General features: G+C 38.9%; 27 protein-coding genes. 24 read left to right on the top strand and 3 right to left on the bottom strand.

Annotated features, from left to right (window positions below):
* The first annotated feature begins 244 nt into the window (after window positions 1-244).
* Window positions 245-1,249 carry a serine hydrolase domain-containing protein gene (locus tag AC6UC9_RS05315; RefSeq protein WP_500701346.1) on the top strand — a complete coding sequence of 335 codons (1,005 nt, stop codon included), beginning with the start codon at window positions 245-247 and terminating at the stop codon, window positions 1,247-1,249.
* 44 nt (window positions 1,250-1,293) lie between these two features.
* On the opposite strand, the gene AC6UC9_RS05310 is transcribed toward AC6UC9_RS05315, so the two are convergent.
* Window positions 1,294-3,684, bottom strand: coding sequence for a Xaa-Pro dipeptidyl-peptidase (locus AC6UC9_RS05310; protein WP_500701345.1), 2,391 nt, complete (start codon window positions 3,682-3,684; stop codon window positions 1,294-1,296).
* Between the two features lie 123 nt (window positions 3,685-3,807).
* Here AC6UC9_RS05310 and AC6UC9_RS05305 point away from each other — a divergent pair, with 123 nt between their 5' ends.
* Window positions 3,808-4,164 carry a DUF1516 family protein gene (locus AC6UC9_RS05305; RefSeq protein ID WP_500694343.1) on the top strand — a complete coding sequence of 119 codons (357 nt, stop codon included), beginning with the start codon at window positions 3,808-3,810 and terminating at the stop codon, window positions 4,162-4,164.
* A 40-nt stretch (window positions 4,165-4,204) separates the two neighbouring features.
* Here AC6UC9_RS05305 and AC6UC9_RS05300 read toward each other — a convergent pair whose 3' ends face one another.
* Entirely contained in the window at window positions 4,205-4,909 is a 705-nt protein-coding gene (locus AC6UC9_RS05300) for a type 1 glutamine amidotransferase (RefSeq protein ID WP_500701344.1), read from the bottom strand.
* Window positions 4,909-6,261, bottom strand: a complete 1,353-nt coding sequence (locus AC6UC9_RS05295; protein ID WP_500701343.1) for a MurT ligase domain-containing protein — start codon at window positions 6,259-6,261, stop codon at window positions 4,909-4,911. Before AC6UC9_RS05295 ends, AC6UC9_RS05300 begins: the two co-directional genes overlap by 1 nt.
* 230 nt (window positions 6,262-6,491) lie before the next feature.
* On the opposite strand from AC6UC9_RS05295, the gene AC6UC9_RS05290 reads away from it, so the two are divergent.
* The 22 genes from AC6UC9_RS05290 (at window position 6,492) to AC6UC9_RS05185 (ending at window position 25,227) form a co-directional block, all read left to right on the top strand.
* Complete coding sequence (locus AC6UC9_RS05290) at window positions 6,492-7,064, top strand: thymidine kinase (protein ID WP_500701383.1); 573 nt, start codon at window positions 6,492-6,494, stop codon at window positions 7,062-7,064.
* Window positions 7,065-7,084: 20 nt separating this feature from the next.
* Window positions 7,085-8,173: a peptide chain release factor 1 gene (prfA, locus tag AC6UC9_RS05285; protein ID WP_500694425.1), complete on the top strand. Its 1,089-nt coding sequence runs from the start codon at window positions 7,085-7,087 to the stop codon at window positions 8,171-8,173.
* A complete protein-coding gene (prmC, locus tag AC6UC9_RS05280; RefSeq protein WP_500701342.1) occupies window positions 8,157-9,008 on the top strand; it encodes a peptide chain release factor N(5)-glutamine methyltransferase in 852 nt (283 codons plus the stop codon). Before prfA ends, prmC begins: the two co-directional genes overlap by 17 nt.
* Before the next feature lie 15 nt (window positions 9,009-9,023).
* Window positions 9,024-10,037 carry an L-threonylcarbamoyladenylate synthase gene (locus tag AC6UC9_RS05275; RefSeq protein ID WP_500701341.1) on the top strand — a complete coding sequence of 338 codons (1,014 nt, stop codon included), beginning with the start codon at window positions 9,024-9,026 and terminating at the stop codon, window positions 10,035-10,037.
* Window positions 10,038-10,073: 36 nt separating this feature from the next.
* Window positions 10,074-11,318 (top strand): serine hydroxymethyltransferase, encoded by a 1,245-nt coding sequence (glyA, locus tag AC6UC9_RS05270; RefSeq protein ID WP_500701340.1) that lies wholly within the window; start codon window positions 10,074-10,076, stop codon window positions 11,316-11,318.
* A 71-nt stretch (window positions 11,319-11,389) separates the two neighbouring features.
* Window positions 11,390-12,022 (top strand): uracil phosphoribosyltransferase, encoded by a 633-nt coding sequence (gene upp / locus AC6UC9_RS05265; protein ID WP_500701339.1) that lies wholly within the window; start codon window positions 11,390-11,392, stop codon window positions 12,020-12,022.
* Window positions 12,023-12,320: 298 nt separating this feature from the next.
* Window positions 12,321-13,031, top strand: coding sequence for a F0F1 ATP synthase subunit A (atpB, locus tag AC6UC9_RS05260; RefSeq protein ID WP_500694350.1), 711 nt, complete (start codon window positions 12,321-12,323; stop codon window positions 13,029-13,031).
* Window positions 13,032-13,051: 20 nt separating this feature from the next.
* Entirely contained in the window at window positions 13,052-13,264 is a 213-nt protein-coding gene (atpE, locus tag AC6UC9_RS05255; RefSeq protein ID WP_010021947.1) for a F0F1 ATP synthase subunit C, read from the top strand.
* Between the two features lie 41 nt (window positions 13,265-13,305).
* Window positions 13,306-13,824, top strand: coding sequence for a F0F1 ATP synthase subunit B (gene atpF, locus AC6UC9_RS05250; protein WP_500694351.1), 519 nt, complete (start codon window positions 13,306-13,308; stop codon window positions 13,822-13,824).
* Window positions 13,811-14,353, top strand: coding sequence for an ATP synthase F1 subunit delta (atpH, locus tag AC6UC9_RS05245; RefSeq protein WP_500694352.1), 543 nt, complete (start codon window positions 13,811-13,813; stop codon window positions 14,351-14,353). The genes atpF and atpH overlap by 14 nt, the downstream gene beginning before the upstream one ends.
* Before the next feature lie 36 nt (window positions 14,354-14,389).
* Window positions 14,390-15,925: a F0F1 ATP synthase subunit alpha gene (atpA, locus tag AC6UC9_RS05240; RefSeq protein WP_500694353.1), complete on the top strand. Its 1,536-nt coding sequence runs from the start codon at window positions 14,390-14,392 to the stop codon at window positions 15,923-15,925.
* A gap of 22 nt (window positions 15,926-15,947) precedes the next feature.
* Entirely contained in the window at window positions 15,948-16,874 is a 927-nt protein-coding gene (locus AC6UC9_RS05235; RefSeq protein ID WP_500694354.1) for a F0F1 ATP synthase subunit gamma, read from the top strand.
* A 23-nt stretch (window positions 16,875-16,897) separates the two neighbouring features.
* On the top strand, window positions 16,898-18,322 hold the full coding sequence (gene atpD / locus AC6UC9_RS05230) for a F0F1 ATP synthase subunit beta (protein ID WP_500701338.1): 1,425 nt from the start codon (window positions 16,898-16,900) through the stop codon (window positions 18,320-18,322).
* 13 nt (window positions 18,323-18,335) lie between these two features.
* Window positions 18,336-18,764 (top strand): F0F1 ATP synthase subunit epsilon, encoded by a 429-nt coding sequence (locus tag AC6UC9_RS05225; protein WP_500694356.1) that lies wholly within the window; start codon window positions 18,336-18,338, stop codon window positions 18,762-18,764.
* A gap of 125 nt (window positions 18,765-18,889) precedes the next feature.
* Window positions 18,890-19,120 (top strand): DUF1146 family protein, encoded by a 231-nt coding sequence (locus tag AC6UC9_RS05220; protein ID WP_500694357.1) that lies wholly within the window; start codon window positions 18,890-18,892, stop codon window positions 19,118-19,120.
* A 21-nt stretch (window positions 19,121-19,141) separates the two neighbouring features.
* Complete coding sequence (gene murA, locus AC6UC9_RS05215) at window positions 19,142-20,434, top strand: UDP-N-acetylglucosamine 1-carboxyvinyltransferase (RefSeq protein WP_500694358.1); 1,293 nt, start codon at window positions 19,142-19,144, stop codon at window positions 20,432-20,434.
* Window positions 20,435-20,540: 106 nt separating this feature from the next.
* Window positions 20,541-21,554: a rod shape-determining protein gene (locus AC6UC9_RS05210; protein ID WP_500694359.1), complete on the top strand. Its 1,014-nt coding sequence runs from the start codon at window positions 20,541-20,543 to the stop codon at window positions 21,552-21,554.
* 13 nt (window positions 21,555-21,567) lie between these two features.
* Window positions 21,568-21,843 carry a membrane protein insertion efficiency factor YidD gene (yidD, locus tag AC6UC9_RS05205; RefSeq protein ID WP_500696061.1) on the top strand — a complete coding sequence of 92 codons (276 nt, stop codon included), beginning with the start codon at window positions 21,568-21,570 and terminating at the stop codon, window positions 21,841-21,843.
* A 42-nt stretch (window positions 21,844-21,885) separates the two neighbouring features.
* Window positions 21,886-22,101: a DUF2969 family protein gene (locus tag AC6UC9_RS05200; protein ID WP_500696062.1), complete on the top strand. Its 216-nt coding sequence runs from the start codon at window positions 21,886-21,888 to the stop codon at window positions 22,099-22,101.
* A gap of 31 nt (window positions 22,102-22,132) precedes the next feature.
* Window positions 22,133-23,329 (top strand): FtsW/RodA/SpoVE family cell cycle protein, encoded by a 1,197-nt coding sequence (locus tag AC6UC9_RS05195; protein ID WP_500694362.1) that lies wholly within the window; start codon window positions 22,133-22,135, stop codon window positions 23,327-23,329.
* A 102-nt stretch (window positions 23,330-23,431) separates the two neighbouring features.
* On the top strand, window positions 23,432-24,568 hold the full coding sequence (locus AC6UC9_RS05190; protein WP_500694363.1) for a D-alanine--D-alanine ligase family protein: 1,137 nt from the start codon (window positions 23,432-23,434) through the stop codon (window positions 24,566-24,568).
* Window positions 24,569-24,648: 80 nt separating this feature from the next.
* Window positions 24,649-25,227: a DNA-3-methyladenine glycosylase I gene (locus AC6UC9_RS05185; protein WP_500701337.1), complete on the top strand. Its 579-nt coding sequence runs from the start codon at window positions 24,649-24,651 to the stop codon at window positions 25,225-25,227.
* Window positions 25,228-25,243: the final 16 nt, after the last annotated feature.

Below are 25,243 nucleotides of genomic sequence, written 5' to 3'. Positions count from 1 at the left end.
AATGTTCTTAATTAACAATTTTGTATTAATAATATTATATATGTAAGTAATGTTTCTCACAAGATAGCAGATTGCAGAAATTAGTAATTAAGTATTAACAAATAATTATACTTGTTACTTTTTATATTTAAGTATGTATTAAGTATTGTTTAGGGTTAATGAACCATTATAAATTTATTTGAATTATCTAACTTTTCGATCTCTTAAAAGACTAGTATAATTGATTTTACTAGGAGATTACAAAATGAATTTTTCAAAAACAAAAGCTAAGATTAAACAAATGATTGAAAATCAGAGTATCCCAGGCGCGGCATTTTCGTTTATCACTGGGATGAACGTTGAAAGTGATGAAATGGGATTAAAGCAAGTGGAGCCAACGAAAGAAGCCGTTGGACCAAACGACGTTTACGACATTGCTTCTTTGACCAAAGTGGTCGGGACCCTGCCAGTTATCATGCGTTTACTTCAAGATGGACGGATTCACCTAGATGATTCTGTTTCTGACTATTTACCAGAATGGAAGTATCCGGAGGTTACAATTCGTCACTTGTTGACTCATACGTCTGGGATTGAAGGGTACATTCCCAATCGAAATCAGATGAACATCAATCAGCTTCGTAAGGCACTCTTAGGTCTTCATGTGGGCGATAATTTTAACAAGCAAATGAAATACGAAGACGTGAACTATATTTTCTTAGGATGGATTGCTGGGTTGGTAATGGGAATTCCCATTCAACCACTGATCACACAAATGGTTCTAAAACCACTTGGTTTAAATGACACGACTTTTCATCCTGAAGCGCAACGTTCTGTCCCAACCACATACAATGAAGAAACCCATACTAATTTGCAGGGTAAAGTTCATGACCCGAAGGCGCAAATCTTGGGTGATGATTGTGGTTCAGCTGGGATGTTTAGTACTTTAAATGACTTGTCTCGTTTTGCCCAGTGGATGCTTCAGGTTAATAGTCGTAGTAGTATCTTTAATAATGAGACGTTTGATGAATTGTATACTGATCAGACACCGATGGAAGATGGTACCCGGTCATTTGGCTGGGCATTAGCTGATTACGAAGGCCATCCGTACATTTGGCAGTCTGGTTATACAGGGGTGGTAATTGTACTCAATCGGGACCAGAAGAGTGGCTTTGTCTTTTTGTCTAATCGGGTTCACCCCCACTTAAGTGATCATTTCATGGAAGACCGAAATGACTTAATTAACACCTATCTTTACGAATTATTTAATTAGATAAAAAACACGTTTACCTTATTTTTAAGGCAAACGTGTTTTTCTTATTTATAAGGAACTTTAAGATAACTGTTTTCTAGATCAATCGTGTACTCAATCTCTTGATTCCCTCGCTGAGTCATCTGAAAGTCGGTTCCGTACAGTACTAGTCCAAGCTTTCTTTCCGCTGGAAGGTGATAGAAGGTTGGTTGTAAAGTTAAGTCAACATCATAAAATTGGTTTGGGACCAATTGATCGTTTTGATAAGCGGAATGGCGGTTCTGAAGGTTCATATGTCCAAATGAGATCATTTTATTTGGTGTTGAATGCTTATTTAAGGTGAATTCCCGTAGATCATCCGTGTACCATCTGTGTCCTAGTAGAATTCCCTTGGGCTCAAGAATGGTAGGGGTAACATTCAATCTTTTAGCGTCCCCGTAATCGACCAATTGAGCTGACAGGATTCCGACGTTCTTAGACGTAGCAATGCGCAGGTGAAGGGTACTAAATCCCGAAATGATTTGATCTTCACTAAAAGATATTGTCTTAAAGATCAAACGGTGTCCTTTTAACGAACTGTTTGGATCAAGTAAATCTTTTTCCCACCGTGTTGGATGAGAACAGTATGCCTTAAATTGCGACGAATCCAACTGATCTTGGTATTTAAGCTGGCCTTTGTTTGAAGTTTTGCTTAGTTTCTCATCATTTAAATAGTATTTTTTACTATGATTATCAAGCCAGTTATTCTTTTTGTTCCACGTTTCCGGCTTGACGTTGTCTTGCACAATCACATTGGGGATTTGGTTCATTAAGTTATTCTCAATCCCATATAACTCATGTGAAATCCACATGTTGACGATGTCGTTGAAATCAAACGAACGAAAGGCGTTGATGTAAATGTGTTGACCTTGGTGAAGGATAATTTTTTGATTAATTGGAAGAGACTTGATTCCCTGCCATAGTTTGGCTGCGTTGACTGGTTTAACGTTCCAATCGTTCAGGCCTTGCACGATTAAGACATCGGCTTTAATGTTTTTAACGTTGTTTCGGTAGTTTCTTTTGTCCCAAAATTCGTTGTAATTCCCGGTAGTACGGTCCATCTGTTTTTGCATAATTGATAAGTAGCGATCAAAGAAAGGACGGATCTGGAAATTATCACCAGGATTGAGACTTCTACTGAATGTCTCGGCCGCTAAAACGTCAGCGTCTTCTCCCTGAAATCCACCCGGAGCCATTACAAGGCCATTTTCACGATAATAGTCGTACCAAGAAGAGATGGCGGCTTCTGAAATAATGGTTTTAAGGCCGTTCACTCCAGTAGTTGCTGCAGCATTGGCAAGGGTTCCTAGGTAGGAACGTCCGGTCATTGCTACGTTACCATTGGACCAGTCAGCTTTGATCTCGATATTGTCCGTTCGGTTGGTGAATGCTCGCCGTTTATGATTAAGCCATTCAATTACCGCAACTGTTGAATCGGTTTGTTCGGGGGAACCGCACGTCTGAATTCCGTCAGAATCTTTGGTTCCAATACCAGCTGAATAAACCACTGCATATCCCCTCATTAAGAAGTAGTCATTTAAAGTATAACCGGGCTTTGCAACGTGTCTCTCAATGGCTTCATCGGAAAAACCTTTTGGCGTTCTAGTACTAAACTTTTGGGGTTGTTCTTCATACATAATGTCAGAATAAATGGTATCATCTGGTTCTTTTCGAATAATTGGTTTGTTTACATCATGAGTGATTTGGTCTCCAAACGCATCGTTTGTCCCTTGGTCGTACGGACTAGCCGTATAAAGAGTTCCTAGCTTAAAGCTAGTTTGGGGACGGGTGATCTCAGCTTTAACTAGATCAGCCCTCCCGTCTTTATCAGAATCAGTGTCGGTTTCAACGTAGACTGTTTCATAAATGAGGTCTTCTGGTTCAAAAATAGCCTGCGCTTTGCCATTAAAGAAGAGGGGCTTATCTTTTGGAAATCCCTTAAAGAATCCCTGGTTTGCTAAGTGATCAAGGTAGGTTTGACCAGTCTTGTTATGAGTAGTTAGTAGAAGGTACCAAGCTTTAAGTAAGTCGTCTATGTCCCATTTACCAGGTTTATTGAGGTACTTCAAGTTAATTTTCTTCATTGCTTTCAGTGGTTCATCAACCTGAAAGTCGACGTCTGCTTGAAATTCAAGCAATTGGAGGACCACTAGATAGAAAACCCGTTGGTTGACTTCACCATTATTTTGCAAATAATCGCCAAGTCGTTTATCTGGAGCCGCTAGTCGGTTATTCAATTGCTCCATTTGACCACTTTTATTGTTTACGTTAATAAGCGTTTTACTAAGTAATTTCAAAAATGCTTCTGAAACGTTTTTAGAATTTTCGATTTCGGTTGGATTAAAGCCAACTTGGGCTAACTCCCGTTTAGCGGTGTTAAGGTCAACTAGTACTTGTGCGAACTGATTATTTTTCATGTCATCCACCACTCCTTCTTTTCAGTAATTATGCCATAACCAGAGAAGGGTGTTAACGAATTATGACTAAAAGTCCTTATGGATTGTGTATAATGGAGTTAATCTAAATGGGGAAGTGTTATTATGCTAATTTGGATTCATTTATTAACGTGGTTGGTTCTTTTTATTGTGGTCTGTATCGCTCTTTTTTCGAACTGGCATTTTAAAGTTATGACGATGATTGCCAGACTCTGTTATGTGATTTTAATTATTTCGGGAATTTTTCTGATCCCATTTGCATGGGGACGTGATCCAGTCTTGACGATTATCAAGGTTGTTTGCGCGTTACTATTGATTGGTCTGATTGAGATGGCGTTTGCCTTTAAATCACAACAGAAACTTTCAGGATGGTTTTTGTGGATGACCGTGATTGCAATTATAGTGGTGGCAATTCTTGGATTGCTTCTAGCAGGTGGTCGACCGTTTATTCATTTTATGTAAAAAAAGAAGCACTACCAATTTAATCGGTAGTGCTTTAATTTTAGAATGATTCAACTTTTACTTTTTTCGTATCACCCGAAAAATCAGTATCGGGATACTTCTTTTCAAGGGCATTAAACATCATACGCTTAGCCAAGTTACCGTTTCGGGCTAAAATAGGGCCATGAAAGTAGGTACAGACGGTGTTTTTGTAAATGGCACCTTCTGTACCATCCTTGCCGTTGTTGCCATGTCCCTTAATGACTTTTCCCAGTGCTCGTTCACTTGGTCCTAAGTAGGTCACTCCAGCGTGGTTTTCAAAGCCATGGTATTTTTCCTTGGTTTGTTCGTTTTGAATTTCAATGTTTCCAATGAAACGATTGTCCTTCATTGCATCCGTGTAGTGATCAAGGGCACCAATGCCAGGAAGCTTTTTGCCATTAGCTGCAACGTAGTAGTTTCCAAGTAACTGGAAGCCACCACAAATTGCAATAACAGGCTTGCCTTGTTCAATGAAACGTTTAATTTCGTCCTTTTTGGTTTGAATGTCTTTTGAAACAATGGTTTGTTCAAAGTCTTGTCCACCACCGAAAACCATGAAATCATAATCGTCAGCGTTGAACCCTTCTTCTAAACTAACAACGTTTGAGGTGACCTCAACGCCAATCTGTTTAGCGTAATATCGTAACGACAAAATGTTACCGATATCACCGTAAGTATTCATTAAGTCACCATATAAGTGAGCCACTCGAATGGTTTTTGTCATTAGTCCATTCCTCCTTTAATGAATCCTTTTTGTGCTAGTAAATGTCTGAATTGAAGCATAGCCGTGTAAGTGGCCAGAACGTAAACCTTTTTAGTGGGAAGCTGCTTAATTTGTTCCAAGACTTTTTCAATGTTTGGTTCAATGATGTGATTGTCATCGTGAACCCCAGCAACCTTAAGGCGGAAGGTAATGTCTTTGTATCGTTCACCACCGGAAATGAATTTTTTAATGTTCATCTTTGGCAGACGTTCAAAGTCGCCATCCCAGATCCAACTCGTGTCAATTCCGTCAGCATAGTTAGCATTTTCAAGAAAGACAAATGAAAATGGTTCTTTTTCATGAGAAATCATATCAATGACTTGGTTAAGTCCAACTGGATTTTTAACTAACACAATGGTTACTTCCTTGTCACCAACTTTGATTTCTTCTTGTCTTCCAAAGAGTCGCTTGTTGGTTTCAAAAGCGTGTTTAATTTGATCAGGACAAACTCCCATTTGCCGACCGGCAGCGTAAGCAGCGAGGGCGTTGTAAATATTGTACGTCCCACCAACATCAATTGAATACTGGTTTCCATCAATGTCAAAGGTTGAACTAGTTGGGGTTTCGTCCACCACTTTAGTGACTTTGTAATCTAGTTCTGGACGATGGAAACCACAGTTAGGACAGAAGTAATCACCTAAATTTCCGTAAGTGATGTAATGGTAGTGCATAATGTGTGAACAAACGGGACAAAGGACCCCATCCGTGTTAGGGGCTGCCTTGATGTCTTTATCAGCTGGTTGATCTTGAAAGCCATAGAACACTTGTTGATTTGGCATTTTTTTAGAGTTAAAAATGGCGGAATCACCGTTTGCAACCACTAGGGCATTTGGAGCTAGTAAGATCCCATTTAAGATTTTTTGGTAGGTAGTGTAAATCTCACCATAACGATCCAGTTGGTCACGGAAGATATTGGTCAAAACAAACATCTTTGGTTTGATGGCCTTAACAACCGGTTTTACGTTGGCTTCGTCAACTTCTAAGACTGCAATTGGATTTTCACCATATTTGGGATGCTTTGCTTGTAAAAAGGTTGAGACAATTCCCTGAGTCATGTTAGATCCAGTTGGATTAGTCAGAATTTGATCATATTCTTCCTTTAGGACTTGAACGATCAGTGCGGTAGTCAAAGTTTTACCGTTCGTTCCTGACACAATAATCACATCGTAATTTTTACCCAGCGTCTTTAAAATATTGGGATCAATTGCAGTGGTTATTTTTCCTGGTAATGAGCTACCACGGTGCAAAAAATTATGCAGGAACCAGTAAGATGACTTACCAGCCATGGTGGCAATTCTACTCTGAAATGACATAATGAGTTCTCCCTTAGAAATGATTAGTTTTGCACAATTAAAATAATTCTATCATAAAACTACGCTTATAAGTAAGAATAGTAACTAATTTAAGAAAAAGCAATTATTCAAATGGTAGAACAAATTTTGAATTTGGATGCGAAAAAGTGGTAAATTCGATATAATGAAAAAGTTAGTGAAAATAGAGAAAAGGTGATAACTTGGCACAATTATTCTTTCGTTACGGAGCCATGAATAGCGGAAAATCAATCGAAATTATCAAAGTCGCTCATAACTATGAGGAACAGGGTAAATCAGTTATTTTGATGACAAGTGGCCTTGATACCAGGGAAAAGAAGGGAACCATCGCTTCTCGGATTGGGTTGACTCGTAAAGCCCTTTCAATTAATTCCGATTCAAACGCATTTAAAATGGTAAAAGATGAAATTGAAAAACGCGATGAACCCATTAGTTGTGTGCTAGTTGATGAAGCCCAGTTTTTAAATAAACATCACATCTTTGAATTAACCGAAGTGGTTGATCAATTACATATTCCGGTCATGGCATTTGGACTTAAAAATGATTTTCAAAATAAATTGTTTGAGGGATCGAAGTATTTACTATTGTATGCGGATAAGATTGAAGAAATGAAAACGATTTGTTGGTTTTGTGAAAAGAAAGCCATTATGAACCTAAGAGTTCATGATGGGAAGCCCGTTTACGAGGGCGAGCAGATCTTTATGGGTGGTAACGAGTCATATTATCCTGTTTGTCGTTATCATTATTTCAATCCTCCGATTGAAGCACAAAAGAATAAGGAGTAATAAGAATGGCTGAAGCCGATATGGATAAAATTTTTGATAAATTACAATCCGTTTCTGACAGATACGATGAATTAAACGAACTGATCAGTGATCCAGAAGTGATTGCTGACACGCAGAAGTTCATGAAACTCTCAAAAGAAGAGGGTAGTCTCAGAGAAACGGTTGAAACTTACAATAAGTATAAAAAGATTAGTAAACAATTAGATGATGATGAGACCATGTTAAGAGAAAAACTTGATAGCGAAATGGAAGACATGGTTAAATCCGAGATTAGTGACTTAAAGGATCAGAAAACGCAACTTGAAGATCAAATGAAATTGTTGTTGATTCCTAAGGATCCTAATGACGAGAAAAATATTATCATGGAAATTCGTGGAGCAGCTGGTGGAGATGAAGCCAGTTTGTTTGCGGCTGACTTATATAACATGTACACCAAGTATGCCGAACGTCAGGGATGGAAGATTGAAGTGATCGACGAAACTGATACCGAAGTTGGTGGTTTTAAAGAGATTGTTTTAATGATCACTGGTGATAAAGTCTATTCCAAGTTAAAGTACGAAAATGGTGCTCACCGAGTACAACGAATTCCTTCGACAGAATCGGCTGGACGAGTTCACACTTCAACAGCTACCGTTGGTGTAATGCCTGAGGAAGAAGATGTGGACATTGACATTGATCCAGGCGATATTCGAACGGATGTCTATCGCTCCTCTGGTGCTGGTGGTCAACATATTAACAAAACTTCATCAGCCGTCCGAATGACCCACCTCCCAACTGGGATTGTGGTTGCAATGCAAGATGAGCGTTCTCAACAACAAAACCGTGCTAAGGCAATGCGAGTTTTGAAAGCGCGTGTCTATGACTACTACAAACAAAAAGAACAGAATGAGTACGATGAGAAACGGAAAGATGCCATTGGAACGGGTGACCGTTCTGAACGAATCCGGACTTATAACTATCCTCAAAATCGAGTTACTGACCATCGAATTGGATTGACCTTGAACAAGTTAGACAAAATCATGGATGGTGACTTAGATGACATCATTGATGCATTAATTGTTTCTGATCAAGCTAAAAAGCTGGAGAAATTGAATGACTCAGAAGCTTAGAAATAATGCAACTGTTTTTGAAGCCCTTAAATGGGCTTCTTTGCGTCTGGAGCAAGAAAATTTGGATCCTGATCAAGGACGCCAGGTGATGAGGTCTTTGATGGGATGGAATTTGACGGATTTGCTGATGAATTATCGGTTTAATTTGTCTGATGATCAGGAAGCTAAGTTTATTGAAATGATAGAACGGGTTCTAAATCATGAGCCACTGCAATATGTAATTGGAACTGCCAATTTTTATGGATACACGTTTCAAGTTAATCCCAGTGTTTTGATTCCAAGACCTGAAACGGAAGAATTAGTGGAGTGGATCTTAAATGATTACGATGATCATCCTATTAACGTATTGGATGTTGGAACTGGTAGTGGTGCCATTGCGGTTTCATTAAAAAAGCAACGCCCAAGTTGGAAAATAACTGGTTCTGATATTTCACTTAATGCATTAAAAATTGCTCAAAAAAATGCAACGTCAAATCACACCGAAATTAATTTTGTTCAGAGTGACCTATTTGGCGCTTTTAGTGAACAAAAATTTGACCTGATTGTCTCTAATCCACCATATGTGGGTCAAAATGAGATTAAGTATATGGATGAAAGTGTCTTAAAATATGAACCACGTCAGGCTTTATTTGCTGATAATGATGGACTTTCAATCTATCAGAGAATTTCGCGTGATGTTGATGCTCATTTAGAGAGGGATGGCTCTCTTTATTTAGAAATTGGCTTTAGACAGGGAGATCCGGTTCAAAAGATTTTGATGAATGATAATAAAAGGCGGTCGGTTCGTCTCCGAAAGGACATGGCAATGCGTGATCGAATGATTAAAATGAAATAAAGGAGAATTTTTAAAATGGATACAAAGATATTTACGCCGGATCAGATTGATGCGGCCGCAGAAGAACTTAAGAAGGGGAACCTCGTTTCTTTTCCCACCGAAACAGTTTACGGACTAGGGGCCGATGCTACTAATGTCTCAGCGGTTAAAAAGGTTTATAAAGCTAAGGGACGTCCAAGTGATAACCCATTAATCGTTCACGTTGCTGATGTTGAGACGGTTGAGAAGTATGCTCAACCGTTAGACGAAGAAGTAAAAAGATTAATGAAAACGTTTTGGCCAGGTCCATTGACAATCATCTTAAAGTTAAAAAGGGGTGCACTTGCTAAAGAAGTTACTGGTGGACTTGATACCGCTGCTTTTCGAAATCCTGATAAACAGTCAACTCTAAATTTGATTAAGGCCGCTGGTGTTCCGTTAGTAGGTCCATCAGCAAATACGTCTGGCAAACCCAGTCCGACCCTTGCAAAGCATGTTTATCATGATTTAAATGGTAAAATTGCGGGTATTTTAGACGACGGTGCCACTGACTTTGGGGTTGAATCGACGGTTATTGATATGTCAACGGGGAAGCCAGCAATCTTGCGTCCAGGTGCAGTTACCGTTGACCAGATTGAAAAGGTCGTAGGCCCAGTTGACGATGCCGTTCATCATGTTAGTGCGGATCAGGTTCCAAAGGCTCCTGGAATGAAGTACCGTCATTATGCACCAGATGCTCAGGTTCAAATTGTTGACGATAAAGATGACTGGAAGCGAGCGGCTGATTGGATTAAAAAACAAGATGGGACTGTGGGAGTTATGGCAACTGACGATGTAATTGATGCAGTTGACTGGCCAAACAACGCAGAAACTTACAGTCTTGGAAGTGATATTAATACGGCCAGTCATTTACTGTTTGCCGGACTTCGTCAATTTGATTTAGAAGATGGTGTTGATAATATCTTGACACAGGGATTTACCCCAACTGAATTAGGGGAGGCTTACATGAACCGCTTAAACAAATCCGCAGGACAAAAGCACTTTGAATAGTATACTTAATTCAAATAGTGAAATGAGGTAGATATCATGTCAGACAAAGAGTATGAAAAGATGGATCCCGAACTTTGGGACGCCATTCACGGTGAAAAAAAGCGTCAAGAGGACACAATTGAGTTGATTGCATCCGAGAACATTGCTTCAAAGGGTGTTCGAGCCGCCCAGGGCTCCGTTTTAACCAATAAATATGCGGAAGGATATCCCGGTCATCGTTATTATGGTGGCTGTGAGTATGTTGATAAAGTGGAGACGCTAGCCATTGAACGAGCAAAAAAGTTGTTTGGTGCTGAGTATGTAAACGTGCAACCTCATTCTGGTTCTCAAGCTAATCAAGCAGCATATGCTGCTTTCTTAAAGCCAGGAGATAAGATCCTTGGGATGGATCTAAATGCCGGTGGACACTTATCACATGGTGCTAAGGTCAACTTTTCTGGTAAGATTTATCAGTCGTTTACTTATGGAGTTAATCCAGAGACTGAGCAACTTGATTACGATCATATTCAAACAATTGCAGAGGAAGTAAAACCGCAAATTATCGTAGCTGGTGCATCTGCCTATAGTCGAATTATTGATTGGCAGAAATTTAGAGAGATTGCTGATAGTGTGGGTGCCTACTTAATGGTAGATATGGCTCACATTGCCGGGTTGGTCGCAACCGGGTTACATCCTAGTCCGGTAGGAATTGCCGATGTAGTGACAACTACAACGCATAAAACCTTGCGTGGCCCTCGTGGTGGAATGATTTTAAGCCAAGATAAGTACGCCAAAAAGATTAAATCGGCTGTTTTTCCTGGGACCCAAGGTGGTCCTTTAGAACAAGTAATTGCTGCTAAGGCGGTTGCCTTTCATGAAGATTTACAACCCGATTTTGTTACTTATTCCAAGCAAATTCTTAAAAATGCGAATGCCATGGCTGACGAGTTCAATAATTCCGAACATTTACGAGTAGTTTCTGGTGGAACTGATAATCATTTAATGACCGTTGATCTGACTGATACCGGTTTAAATGGTAAACAAGTTCAAGACATGCTGGATTCATTAATGATTACCACTAACAAGGAAGCAATTCCAAATGAAAAGTTGAAACCAACTTTAACTAGTGGACTACGAATTGGGACTCCCGCGATCACTTCAAGAGGGTTTGATGAGAATGATTCAAAGAAAGTTGCTGATTTAATTATTAAAGCCATTGACAATTACGATCAACCCGATGTTTTGGCTCAAATCAAGAGTGACGTATCCAAATTGTGTAAAGAAAACCCAATTACACGATAAGGAGCTAGAAATTTTTTGGTATTCCTTGTGTTATAATAGGTATAAATATAATACGAAGAGGAGAGTGCATTATGGGCGAGTTTCACGTAATGGATCATCCGTTGATCCAACATAAATTAAGCATTATTAGAGATAAGAATTGTGGGACACGTGAGTTTAGAGAAGTCGTTAATGAAATTGCTAGTTTGATGGTTTTTGAAGTTGCTCGTGATATGCCACTTAAAGACGTTGAAGTTGAGACACCTGAAGGAACTGCGCACGCTAAGAAATTAGCTGGTAAAAAAGTTGCTGTTGTTCCAATTCTGAGGGCTGGAATTGGAATGGTAGATGGGGTACTTGATCTAATTCCTACAGCCAAAGTTGGTCATATCGGGATGTATCGTGATGAAAAAACCTTTCAGCCTCACGAATACTTTTTAAAGTTGCCAAGTGATATTGGTGAGAGGCAGATCTTCGTTGTTGATCCAATGCTTGCTACGGGTGGATCTGCAATCATGGCGCTCGATGCATTAAAGAATCACGGCGCTAATCACAAAAACATTAAGTTTGTTTGTCTAGTTGCCGCTCCTGAGGGAGTTAAAGCGGTTCAAAAGGCTGAACCAGAAGTTGACATTTATGCCGCTGCACTTGACGATCATCTTGATCATGGTTACATCGTTCCTGGGTTGGGAGATGCTGGTGACCGTTTGTTTGGAACAAAATAAAAATAATAATTTTAAGTGAGAGTTAGTAAACTCCCACTTTTTTGTTAGATTGCTTTACGTAAAGGCCGGGTTTAAGTTTTGCCAATTTCGATTGTGAAGTAATTGTTATAAAGACTATAAAATTAGAATTTTTGGTGCTTTATAGCTTTGAAATTTGCCTGAAATGGTGGTATTATTTCATCAGATTTGAATAAGTGAGCTTTTGACTTGTTTGAATATAGAATCGCAATTATTCAACTACTTTTTATGGCACGTTTTTTATTGCGAGTGATAATAGTTGCGAAAAGAGGTGATATCTGTGGAGCCAACTCGTACTTTTCAATTTTTAGGTCTTACTTTCAACGTCAGCAATATGATTTCTGGTGTGATTGTGGCTGTTGTTTTGTTCGCTTTTATATTCGTCTGCTCGAGAAACCTGCAGTTGAAACCAAAGGGGAAACAGAATTTATTGGAGTACATGATTGATTTTACAAATGGAATTATAAAGTCAACGATTGGTAATGATGCGCCTAAGAATTATGGACTATGGGCATTTACGCTATTCTATTTCATCTTAATAGCTAACTTACTTGGTTTGTTCTTGCATATTCAGGTAGGTAATATTGTCTACGTCAAGAGTCCTACGGCCGATCCAATCGTCGCTTTGACGTTCTCATTAATGTCTCTGACATTTGCTATGTATTGTGGTGTTGAGAAACTAGGTTATAAGGGACACTTTAAGGGATTCTTACAACCTGTCTTCTTGTTCCTACCGATCAACCTGCTTGAGGAGCTTACGAACTTCTTAACACTTGGAATTCGTGTTTATGGGAATATCTTTGCTGGTGAATTGTTGGCCGGGATAATTGCTAATTTAGCATTTTCAAATGGATTGTGGCTGATTCCAGTCGCTGCCCCACTTGAGTTAGCATGGCAAGGATTCTCAGTGTTTATTGGCTGTATTCAAGCCTATGTATTTGTAACATTATCATCTGTATATGTTTCTCAAAAATTATCAATTGAGGAATAAGAAAATAGGAGGATTATATTATGGGAGCTATTGCTGCTGGAATCGCAATGTGTGGTGCCGCTATTGGTGCCGGAATTGGTGACGGTTTAATTATTTCCAAGATGCTTGAAGGTATGGCACGCCAACCAGAATTATCAGGAACACTTAGAACTAATATGTTCATTGGTGTTGCCTTAGTTGAAGTTATGCCCATCTTGGCCTTTGTTGTTGCCTTCTTGGTTATGAACAAATAGAGAAAACATTTTCTTAGTTTAGAAAAAGGAGGTGTCAATAGATGTATACACATTTAGTTATTGCGGCTGGATTCAATGTTGGTGATATGCTGTTTTATGCCATCTTGTTCTTACTCTTGATGTGGATTGTTAAGATTTTCGCATGGAAACCCGTCACAAAGATGATGCAAGATCGTGCAACTAAAATTGCCAACGATATTGATTCTGCTGAACAATCACGTAACGATGCTGCTAAGTTAGCCAAAGAACGTGCCGATGCATTACAAAACTCGCATGACGAAGCAACTAAAATCGTTAGTGATGCTGAACAAGCTGGTCAAAAACGTCGCGACACAATTATTTCCGATGCTCAAGATGATGCTAAAACCTTAAAGGATAAAGCTCATAAAGATATCGAACAAGAACGTGAAGACGCTTTAGCAAGTACTAAAGATGATGTGGCAGATTTATCTATTGAGATTGCTTCCAAAATCATTAAAAAGAACTTAAATGCTGATGATCAAAAAGCATTAATCGATTCTTATATTGAAGGGCTAGGTAATCCAAATGAGTCTAGATAAGGTTACGCTTGCCAAAAGATATTCTAATGCGCTCTTTCAAGTACTAGAAGAACATGATGAGTTAGAAACTGGGAACGCTGATTTAATGGCGATTAAAGACATTTTTCAAAGTGACCCTGGTTTATCTATCGCATTAGCAGGGCCAGTACTTGATCTTAAGCAAAAAGATTCGATCATTAATTCTTTGATTGATGGCGCAACTTCTCAGTACGTCAAGAATTTTGTAAAGATGGTCTATGACTATGGGCGTATTAATGATATGGTCGCGATTATTGATGAATTTGGCAAATTATATGATAAGAAGCAAGGAATCGTGCGTGCTAGCGTAGTTACAGCAGTTCCAATGAATGACGAAGAGAAAGACAAGTTAACCAAGACATTTGCCAAAAGGGTTGGTGCTAAAACAGTTGACTTATCTGCGAAAGTAGACAGTAGTATTATTGGCGGTGCGATTTTGTCGTCAGATAACGTTGTTTACGACGGAAGTGTTCGTACTAAAATTAAAGAAGTACGGAATTTGCTCTCTTAGTCGATAAGATATCTATATTGAAGAGGTGAAACTTTTATGAGCATTAAGGCTGAAGAAATTAGTGCCCTAATTAAAAAACAATTAGATGGCTACAAAGACGAACTTAACGTCGACGAGACTGGTGTCGTTACCTATGTTGGTGACGGTGTTGCTCGTGCATATGGTCTAGATAATGCTTTATCCGGTGAATTACTGGAGTTCCAAAATGGTGTTTATGGAATGGTACAAAACCTCGAAAGCAACGAAGTTGGTATCGTTGTTTTAGGTGACTTTACAGGTATTCGTGAAGGTGACAGTGTTAAAAGAACCGGAAGAATCATGGAAGTTCCTGTTGGAGACAATATGGTTGGACGAGTTGTGAATTCATTAGGCCAACCAATTGATGGTAAAGGTGAGATCAAGACCGATCAAACTGCTCCAATTGAGAAAAAAGCACCTGGAATCATGCAACGTCAAAGTGTTAAACAACCACTACAAACTGGTATCAAATCAATTGATGCTTTGGTTCCGATTGGTAGAGGTCAACGTGAGTTGATCATTGGTGATCGAAAGACTGGTAAGACTTCAATTGCGATTGATACAATCTTGAACCAAAAAGATCAAGATATGATTTGTATCTACGTTTCAATTGGACAAAAAGATTCAACTGTTAGACAACAAGTAAACACCCTCCAAAAGTACGGTGCGATGGATTACACAATCGTCATGTCAGCTGGTCCATCTGAACCTGCTCCCTTGCTTTACATTGCACCATATGCTGGTGCAACCATGGGTGAGTATTTCATGGATAAGGGTAAAGATGTTTTGATTGTTTTCGATGACTTAACGAAACAAGCTAATGCTTATCGTGAACTTTCCTTAATTTTGAGACGTCCACCTGGCCGTGAAGCTTATCCTGGTGATATTTTCTACACCCACTCACGTTTACTTGAACGTGCTGCTAAGTTGAGTGACAAGATGGGTGGCGGTTCGATGACCGCTCTTCCAATTGTTGAGACGCAAGCAGGGGATGTCTCCGCTTATATTCCAACCAACGTAATTTCAATTACTGATGGTCAGATCTTCTTAAACTCTGACATGTTCTATTCTGGAGACCGTCCAGCCGTGGATGCTGGTACTTCAGTTTCTCGTGTTGGTGGAGATGCCCAAATTAAGGCAATGAAAAAGGTTGCTGGTACATTACGTTTGGATCTTGCTTCATATCATGAACTTGAATCGTTTGCTCAATTCGGTTCTGATCTTGATGAAGCTACTAAAGCTAAGCTGGATCGTGGATCTAGAACGGTGGAAGTCTTAAAGCAACCACTTCATTCGCCACTACCAGTTGAAAAACAAGTTTTGATCTTGTATTGCTTAACTCATGGCTACCTAGATAAAATTGCCGTTGATGATGTTTTAAGATTCCAGGATGAGATCTTCAAATTTTTTGATACAAATTATCCTGATCTACTTGAAAGCATTAAGAAAACTGGTGATCTTCCAGATGAAAAGAAGCTAAACAGTGCAATCCAAGAGTTTGCAAGCACCTTTAAGCCTTCAGCTAAAGGTGACAGTATAGTTAATAGTAATTAACTTGAAGGGAGGATAACAACTAATGGCTGAATCGATGAATGATGTAAAGCACAGAATCGCATCGACCAAGAGTACACGTCAGATTACCGAGGCGATGCAGATGGTTTCAACGGTTAAGTTGAACAGAATTCAGGCACATACAGAGAACTATAATCAGTATGTATCTAAGGTTAAGTCTGTAATCGCTCATCTGGCTCAGTCCGATTTGTTAGAGGATAATAAACCTTCAAGTCAAGATTCAAAAAATGCTAAGAAAAAGACCGCCTATATTGTAATTTCATCTGATCGTGGAATGGTTGGAAGCTACAATAGTAATGTAATCAGAGGTGCCAATGAGTTTATTGAAAAGCACACTCCAAATACTGATGATTATATGATTTTAGCAATTGGTGGTAATGGTGCAGACTTCTATAAGAAGCGTGGAGCAAACGTTGCATACGAAAATCGCACCGTTTCAGATGTTCCTACTTATACCGAAGTTCAAGGGATCGTTAAGACCATTACCTCCATGTATAATGATGGAATTTATACTGATTTGTACATTTGTTATAATCACTTCGTTAACCGAATTTCCTCTGATTTTAGGGCTGAAAAGCTTCTTCCCATGGATAAAGAGTCAATTCAATCATCTATGGATGATAAAAATAGTGGTCAAGCTGGATCTGATGTCAAAGTTAAAAACTTGATTGAAGATTATGATATTGAGCCATCCGCTAAGGCTGTGCTTGGTGTTGTAATTCCTCAATATGCTGAAAGTTTAATGTATGGAGCGATCTTGGATGCCAAGACAGCTGAACATGCTTCCAGTTCAACCGCAATGAAATCAGCCACTGATAATGCCGATGATTTGATTTCATCACTTGAACTCAAGTATAACCGGGCACGACAGGCAGCTATCACTACTGAAATTACAGAAATTACTGGTGGTCAAGAAGCATTGAACCATTAATAGATGGGAGGAATTAAAGCATAATGAATACTACTGGTAAAGTACAACAAGTTATCGGGCCAGTTGTTGATGTTAAATTTCCCCTAGACGGTGATTTACCAGAAATTAATACTGCTTTGAACGTTAAAAAGGGTGACAACAAGCAATTAGTTGTTGAAGTTGCTCTTGAGTTAGGTGACGGAGTGGTACGTACCATCGCTATGGACGGAACCGATGGTTTACGTCGTGGGATGGATGTTGAAAATACTGGTGCTCCAATTGAAGTACCAGTAGGTAATGATACTCTAGGTCGAGTATTTAATGTTTTAGGTCAGCCAATTGATGGTGGACCAGAATTTGGTCCTGATCAAACGAGATGGGCCATTCACAGACAACCACCTAAGTACGATGAGTTAAACCCATCGACTGAAGTTCTTGAAACTGGAATTAAAGTTATTGATTTATTAGCTCCATATATTCGTGGAGGTAAAGTTGGATTATTCGGTGGTGCCGGTGTTGGTAAAACCGTTTTGATTCAAGAATTAATTCATAACATTGCTCAGGGTCATAACGGTATTTCCGTTTTCACTGGTGTTGGTGAAAGAACCCGTGAAGGTAATGATATGTACTTTGAAATGAAAGGATCGGGTGTGTTAAAGCATACTGCCATGGTGTATGGTCAGATGAATGAGCCACCTGGTGCTCGTATGCGTGTGGCATTGACGGGTCTTACACTTGCTGAGTACTTTAGAGATGCTGAAGGTGATGATGTTCTTTTATTCATTGATAACATCTTTAGATTTACCCAAGCTGGTACGGAAGTTTCAGCTCTGTTAGGACGTATTCCATCAGCCGTAGGTTATCAGCCTACTCTGGCTACTGAAATGGGACAACTTCAAGAACGAATCACATCAACTAAAAAGGGTGCGATCACTTCAATTCAAGCTGTTTACGTTCCAGCCGATGATTATACCGATCCTGCTCCTGCAACAACGTTTGCCCATTTGGATGCTACCACTAACCTTGAGCGTTCATTAACGCAACAAGGTATTTATCCTGCCGTTGATCCATTGGCATCAACATCATCTGCCCTTTCTCCAGAAATCGTTGGACAAGAACACTTTGACGTTGCAAGTCAAGTTCAACACGTTCTTCAGCGATATCGTGAATTACAAGATATCATTTCAATTTTAGGAATGGATGAATTATCCGACGAAGAAAAGACGATTGTTGGTCGTGCTCGTCGTATTCAATTCTTCTTATCACAAAGTTTTACCGTTGCCGAACAGTTTACGGGTCTTCCGGGTAAGTATGTACCCGTTAAGGATACTATCGCCGGATTCAAGGGAATCCTTGAAGGTAAGTACGATGATATTCCTGAAGACTGTTTCAGAAACTGTGGTGGAATTGATGATGTCGTTGCAAACTACAACAAACTGAAAGAACAAAAAGCAAGTCAAAGCAAATAGGAGGCTGATCTAATTGGCTGATAATAAATCGTCAGTATTAACCGTTAGTATCGTTACTCCTGATGGCGAGGTTTATTCCAATGATCAAGTCACCATGGCTATCATTGAAACCATGATGGGTGACCTTGGAATTTTAGCTAACCATGTTCCAGTGATTGCTTCTTTAAAAATTGGTGAAACGAGGTTTAAGTTTAACGGAAATGACATGGATACCGTTGCGGTCAATGGTGGATTTGCCGAATTTTCCAATAATACTTTAACCATCGTTGCTGATAGTGCTGAACGTAAAGGTGACATTGATGTATCGAGAGCTACTCATGCCCGAGAGCGTGCAGAACAGAAGATTAAAGATGCTCAATCTAAGAACGATACGGATGCATTGAAACGTGCACAAGTTGCTTTACAAAGAGCTGTTAATAGAATTAATGTTGCACAACATTAATTAAAAAAGAGGAACTTTTTAGTTCCTCTTTTTTGTTACAATTTTTTACATGGACCTCCGATTTACGACAATTGAATGATTTTATGATAGTATATAGTAAGAATGAATATTAGGAGTATCGCGTAATGAATCCATTTGGAGTTGAATCTTTAATAACAATAATTAGTCAGCTATTCTTTATTGCATTAGCTTTTTGGTCTATACAAGGAATTCACTTTGAACGGTTTTTACCAATTCAAGAACGACAAGGGAAGGTCTTGATTGTCCTCCTTTCGATCGTAATTGGTTTTATATGCAGTTCGTTCTTTATGTCATTCATTGATAACTTAAAAAATTTAACAGTACTATTTAAATAATACGTAATAGGAGAGAGTACCATGGAAAAAATTGTTGTGCATGGCGGAAACAAACTTAATGGTCGAGTTCACATTGAGGGTGCAAAAAATGCCGTTTTACCGATTCTAGCTGCTACTATTCTTGCAAGTGATGGCGAGACTGTTTTAACCAACTGTCCCATGTTGTCCGATGTGTTTACTATGAATGAAGTTTTAAAACATTTGGGTATTCAAGTTGATTTTGATAAAAGTAAGAATAAAATTACAGTGGATGCTTCTGGAAAAATTTCACCAGAAGCTCCGTACGAATATGTTTCAAAAATGAGAGCCTCAATTGTTGTGATGGGTCCACTTTTAGCTCGTTTAGGTCAAGCAAAAGTTGCTTTACCAGGAGGATGTGCAATTGGAAGTCGTCCCATTGACTTACATTTGCGTGGCTTTGAAGCCTTAGGTGCTCACATTGAACAACATGATGGTTACGTAGAAGCATCTGCTCCTAACGGACTTACTGGAACCGATATTTATTTCGATTTTCCAAGTGTTGGTGCTACTCAAAATGTAATGATGGCCGCTACCCTTGCAAAGGGAACTACCAAGATTCAAAACGTTGCCCGTGAACCTGAGATTGTTGACTTACAAAAAGTATTGAACAAAATGGGAGCAAAAGTTTCTGGAGCAGGCACTGATACGATTACAATTACCGGAGTACCAAGTGTTCATGGTGCTAGTCATGAAGTGGTTCAAGATCGAATTGAAGCTGGGACTTTTATGGTTGCCGCAGCGCTTACTGAAGGAAATCTTTTAATTGAAAACGGGATTACCGAACATAACTTACCATTAATTTCCAAAATGAAACAGATGGGGGTTAAAGTTGAACAAGAACGCGATGGTGTTCGTGTCATTGGACCCGCAAAATTAAAACCAGTTAACGTTAAGACTGCCCCATATCCAGGCTTTCCTACTGACATGCAGCCTCAAATGACAGTACTTCAGTTAAGGGCCGATGGTGTCAGCAAGCTAACGGAAACTGTTTTTGAAAATCGGTTTATGCACATGGAAGAATTACGCAGAATGGGTGCTAAGTTCGACATTAATGGCGAAACAGTCACCATGTATGGACCAACCCATTTTGAGGGCGCTAAAGTTGCTGCGACTGATCTTAGAGCCGCAGCTGCCTTGATTTTAGCTGGTCTAGTTGCTGATGGTTATACGGAAGTTACTAATCTGAAGTATCTTGATCGTGGCTACTACGAATTTCACAAGAAACTGCAAAAACTTGGCGCAGAAGTTGAGCGAATCCCAATTAAAGAAAGCGACGCAATTGCTAATGACTAACTTGATCGTTAGAAAAATTTAGATAATTTCGTATGTGATAATTCTCTTTTGCTATTCTGGATATGCTATAATTTAGTTAAACGATGTTACGGAAGGAAGTATTTTTATGGCACAAGATATTGGGATTGACTTAGGAACTGCTAACGTTCTTATATACGTTACGGGGAAGGGTATTGTTCTTAATGAACCATCTGTAGTTGCCGTTGATACTAAAACAAATAAGGTATTGGCGGTCGGTTCTGAAGCTTACCAAATGGTAGGTAGAACTCCTGGAAACATTAAAGCCATTAGACCTTTAAAAGACGGAGTTATTTCTGATTTTGATATTACTCAAGAAATGCTTTCGTATTTTATCAGTAAATTAAGCGTTAAGGGCGTTGTTTCTAAACCACAGACGATGATCTGTGCTCCTACAAACATCACTAACATTGAACGAAAAGCAATTATCCAAGCAGCGGAACGCGCAGCTGGTGGCGAAGTTTTCATTGAAGAAGAGCCTAAAGTAGCTGCCGTAGGTGCTGGTATGGATATCTACCAGCCTCATGGTAGCATGGTAATCGATATGGGTGGTGGAACCTCAGACATTGCGGTTCTTTCACTCGGTGATATCGTAGCCAGTAAATCACTTAAAATTGCTGGAGATGTGATGAACGTTGATATCGTTAACTTCTTGAAACAAGAACATAACCTTATTATCGGTGAACACACCGCTGAACGAATTAAAATGCAGATTGGAACGGCAGACGTTTCCACCCAAGATGTTAAAGAGATGGAGGTTAGAGGTCGTGACTCAGTTAGTGGGATGCCTAAATCGGTAACCATTACTAGTCAGGAAGTTGCGAGAGCTATTAGTGGTTCAATTAACTCCATTGTGTCAGGTGCAAAGGCAGTCTTAGAGACAATTCCACCAGAAATTTCAGCTGATATTATTGATCGAGGAGTAATGTTAACCGGTGGTGGTGCACTTCTTAAAGACATTGATACTGTAATTTCAAATGCGTTAACGGTTCCGGTTTATATTTCTGAAGATCCTTTAGACAATGTTGCAAAAGGTGCTGGTGAAATGCTTGAGCATATGAGTAGCAATAAAAAGAGTCGTGGATTTTTCAGTAGAAAATAATTGAGAGAAAAAATTGAAACGAATATTTATATCTTTAATTAAGTTTTACCAGCGTTTTATTTCACCATTGTTTCCGCCTAGTTGTCGGTACTCACCAACCTGTTCGCATTATACGCTCGAAGCGATCAATCGCTTCGGAGCATTGAAAGGGACACTGATGGGGGTTACACGAATTTTGAGGTGTAATCCACTGGTTAAGGGTGGATACGATCCAGTTCCCAAGAAGTTTTCATTGGGAAGAAATAAAAAAGCTGAGGAAGATTATCGTCGCTCAATGAAGCTAAAATAGTTGATTTTATCAACTATTTTTTATTCTAGGAGGTTTTTAAGCGTGGCTCGAAAAGAAAAACGAATTGGTGTTAATATTATTGATGATCCAGAAGAAAACGCGCTGAAATTGGTGCAAATTGGCGGTCATACCGTGGGCACCATTGAAGAAAAGAACGGGAAGTCAATTTGTGTGGTTGGTGACAAAACTTTCCATGAAAACAGCGAAGAAGATGCTGTTGCTGAGGTAATAAGAGAGTATAATTTGCACCAAAGATAAGTATGATTTATGAAAAAAAGGAGTTCTAATCGTGTTTAATAGGTCGGAAAGTACAGACGAGAATCGAATCGATTGGGGAATCATTTTTTGTGTACTGATGCTTGCTTTGGTGGGCATAGGGTCGATCTTTGTAGCTGCCAGTCATGATACAAGTCAAACAAGTGTCGTAAAGGCGGTTGTTTCGCAATTAGTGTGGTATGCAATTGGTGCAATTGCCATCGTTGTGATTATGCAATTTGATTCCGAACAGTTATGGAAATTAGCACCTTATGCGTATTGGTTTGGGATCTTTCTTTTAGTTGCTGTTTTGTTCTTGTATAGTCGTTCCTATGCGGCACAAACTGGTGCTAAAAGTTGGTTTCAGTTAGGGCCACTGACATTTCAACCATCTGAAATCATGAAACCTGCATATATTTTGATGTTGGCTAAAGTCATTGCTTCTCACAATAATGAACATCCAATTCATGAAACTCGAAGTGATTGGGCGTTACTTGGTAAAATGATTCTATGGACGATTCCAATTGTGATTTTACTAAAGTTGCAAAATGACTTTGGAACTACCATTGTGTTCATTGCCATCCTGGCGGGGATGATGATTGTATCCGGTGTTACGTGGAAAATACTGGCGCCAATCTTTGGTGTTACAGGTGGTCTTGGTGCCATTGCACTGACACTTGCCATTACTAAAGAGGGTCGAATGTTACTTGGTCATTTTGGCTTTAAGTCTTATCAATTCGCTCGAATTGATACTTGGTTGCATCCTGAGTCAGATACGAGTAACCAAGGATTTCAACTATGGCAAAGTATGAAAGCAGTTGGATCAGGAGGTCTTACTGGAACGGGATTCAATGTTTCAAAAGTTTACGTTCCTGTTCGTGAGTCTGATATGATCTTTTCCGTGATGGGAGAGAACTTTGGATTCATTGGTGGGGTATTATTGATTCTTCTTTATTTCTTATTGATTTATGAAATGATCAAGGTTACTTTTGAGACTAAGAATGTTTTCTATGCCTATATTTCTAGTGGAGTTATTATGATGATTTTATTCCATGTTTTTGAAAATATTGGAATGAGCATTGGGTTGCTGCCAATGACTGGAATTCCGCTCCCATTTGTGAGCCAGGGAGGTTCTGCCTTAATTGGTAACATGATAGGGATTGGGTTGATAATGTCAATGCAATACCATAACAAGAGTTCAATGTTTAGTACAGATAAGAATTTCTCATAAAGCATGAAAGCATGTTCATTCATGCTTTTTTATTTGGGATTATTTACCGGTTAATTTTTGTGTTATAATTAAGGTTCTATTATGAACGACAGAGGTGCGAATATGACTAAAAATAAGAAGCACGTCGCGTTATTATTTGGTGGTAATTCATCAGAACACGACGTCTCAAAAAGATCCGCGCATAATATTTATGATGCGATGGACAAGGATAAGTATGAAGTCAGCTTATTCCTAATTACTAAGGATGGAATCGTCTTGAGCGATGATGCTTCACATCGTGTATTTGATGGTGAAGATGAAACGGATGTGGAAAAAGATGAGATTTTAAATCTCGACATGAATAATCCGCTAGCTCCCATTATTAATTTCGATAGCGCTAAAGATATTGACGTTTTCTTTCCCATTATTCACGGAAACTTAGGGGAAGATGGAACCATTCAGGGGCTATTACGTCTAATGAATAAGCCCTACGTTGGAAGTGGAATCTTAGCTTCTGCAATGTCTTATGATAAGGATATTACTAAGAAAATCCTAGATGAAGCAGGCATTAACAATACCAAATACGTCTTATTGACTCCAGATAATCGTAAAGATTGGAATTATGCTAAATTATCTAAAAAGCTCGGTTCATTAATGTTTATCAAACCAGCCAATCAAGGTTCTTCCATCGGTATTCATCAGGTGCATAATCAAGAGGAATTGGATAGCGGACTAGAAGATGCTTTTCGTTATGACAACAAAATTTTGATTGAGGAAGCAATTGAGGGACCAGAAGAAGTCGAAATTTCTATTTTAGGAAATGAAAATCCCAAGGCATCAAAACTAGGGGCAATTAAAGTTCCAGCAGATGACAAATTCTATACCTATGACAACAAGTTCGTGGATGCCAGTCAGGTCCAATTTACCATTCCAGTTGAATTGCCAGATGGTGTCGATGATCAAATCACGAACATGGCATTAGACGCTTATAAGGCCCTTGGATTAAAGGGAATGGCACGAATTGATTTTCTTGTTTCAAAGGATTTTAAGCCGTATTTGAGTGAAGTTAACACATTACCGGGCTTTACCAATATTTCTTTGTATCCGCAACTTTGGGAAGCTTCTGGAATTAGTTATACCGAATTAATCGATAAATTGATTGAACTAGCTTATGCTGAATTTGACCGTCAATCTAAAATTTTGCATGACTTTAAGCCGCTTCAAAAGGGCGATCAGAAAAAAGTATATAAGGATAAATAATAAAAAAAGATTATGACATAGTCATAATCTTTTTTTATTTGAAGATTGTTCTTCGTATATACTTATAAGAGGTGATAATAATGGAAAGATGTAACTGGGCAACTAAGAGTCCACGATTAATGAATTACCATGATACGGTGTGGGGTGTTCCAGATTATGACGAAAAAGCATTATTTAGAGAACTGTCACTAGAAATAATGCAAGCAGGACTTCAGTGGAATTTAATTTTGAAGAAGTTAGATGGACTGGATAGCATTTATCATAATTTTGATTTTAACTATTTGTCTACTCACGCAGAAACCATCAAAGACACTGCAATGAGTGACAAACGTGGAATTAGAAATCGATCGAAACTTGATGCCATTTTAACCAATGCCAAGATTGTTTTTGAGTTAGAGGAAAAGGGGATTCATTTTTTTGACCAATTATGGCAGCAGGTGAATTATACCCCCGTTGATCATTTAATTATTGATGATCAAATCGATATTTCGGAAATGAAACCAATGATTAAAAAATTTAATCAGGTTTTTCAAATGTATCATTTTAAAAGAGTTGGGCCCACAACACTCTATTCGTTTTTACAAGCTTCGGGGATCATTAATGATCATAACGTTAATTATTTTAGACACGATGAAATTTTGAATCGTCAAGGGAGATGACGTGCAATTGGAAGTC

Source organism: Fructilactobacillus sp. X7R4C1, from assembly GCF_059901115.1.
This window is presented reverse-complemented; position numbering and strand designations above follow the sequence as displayed.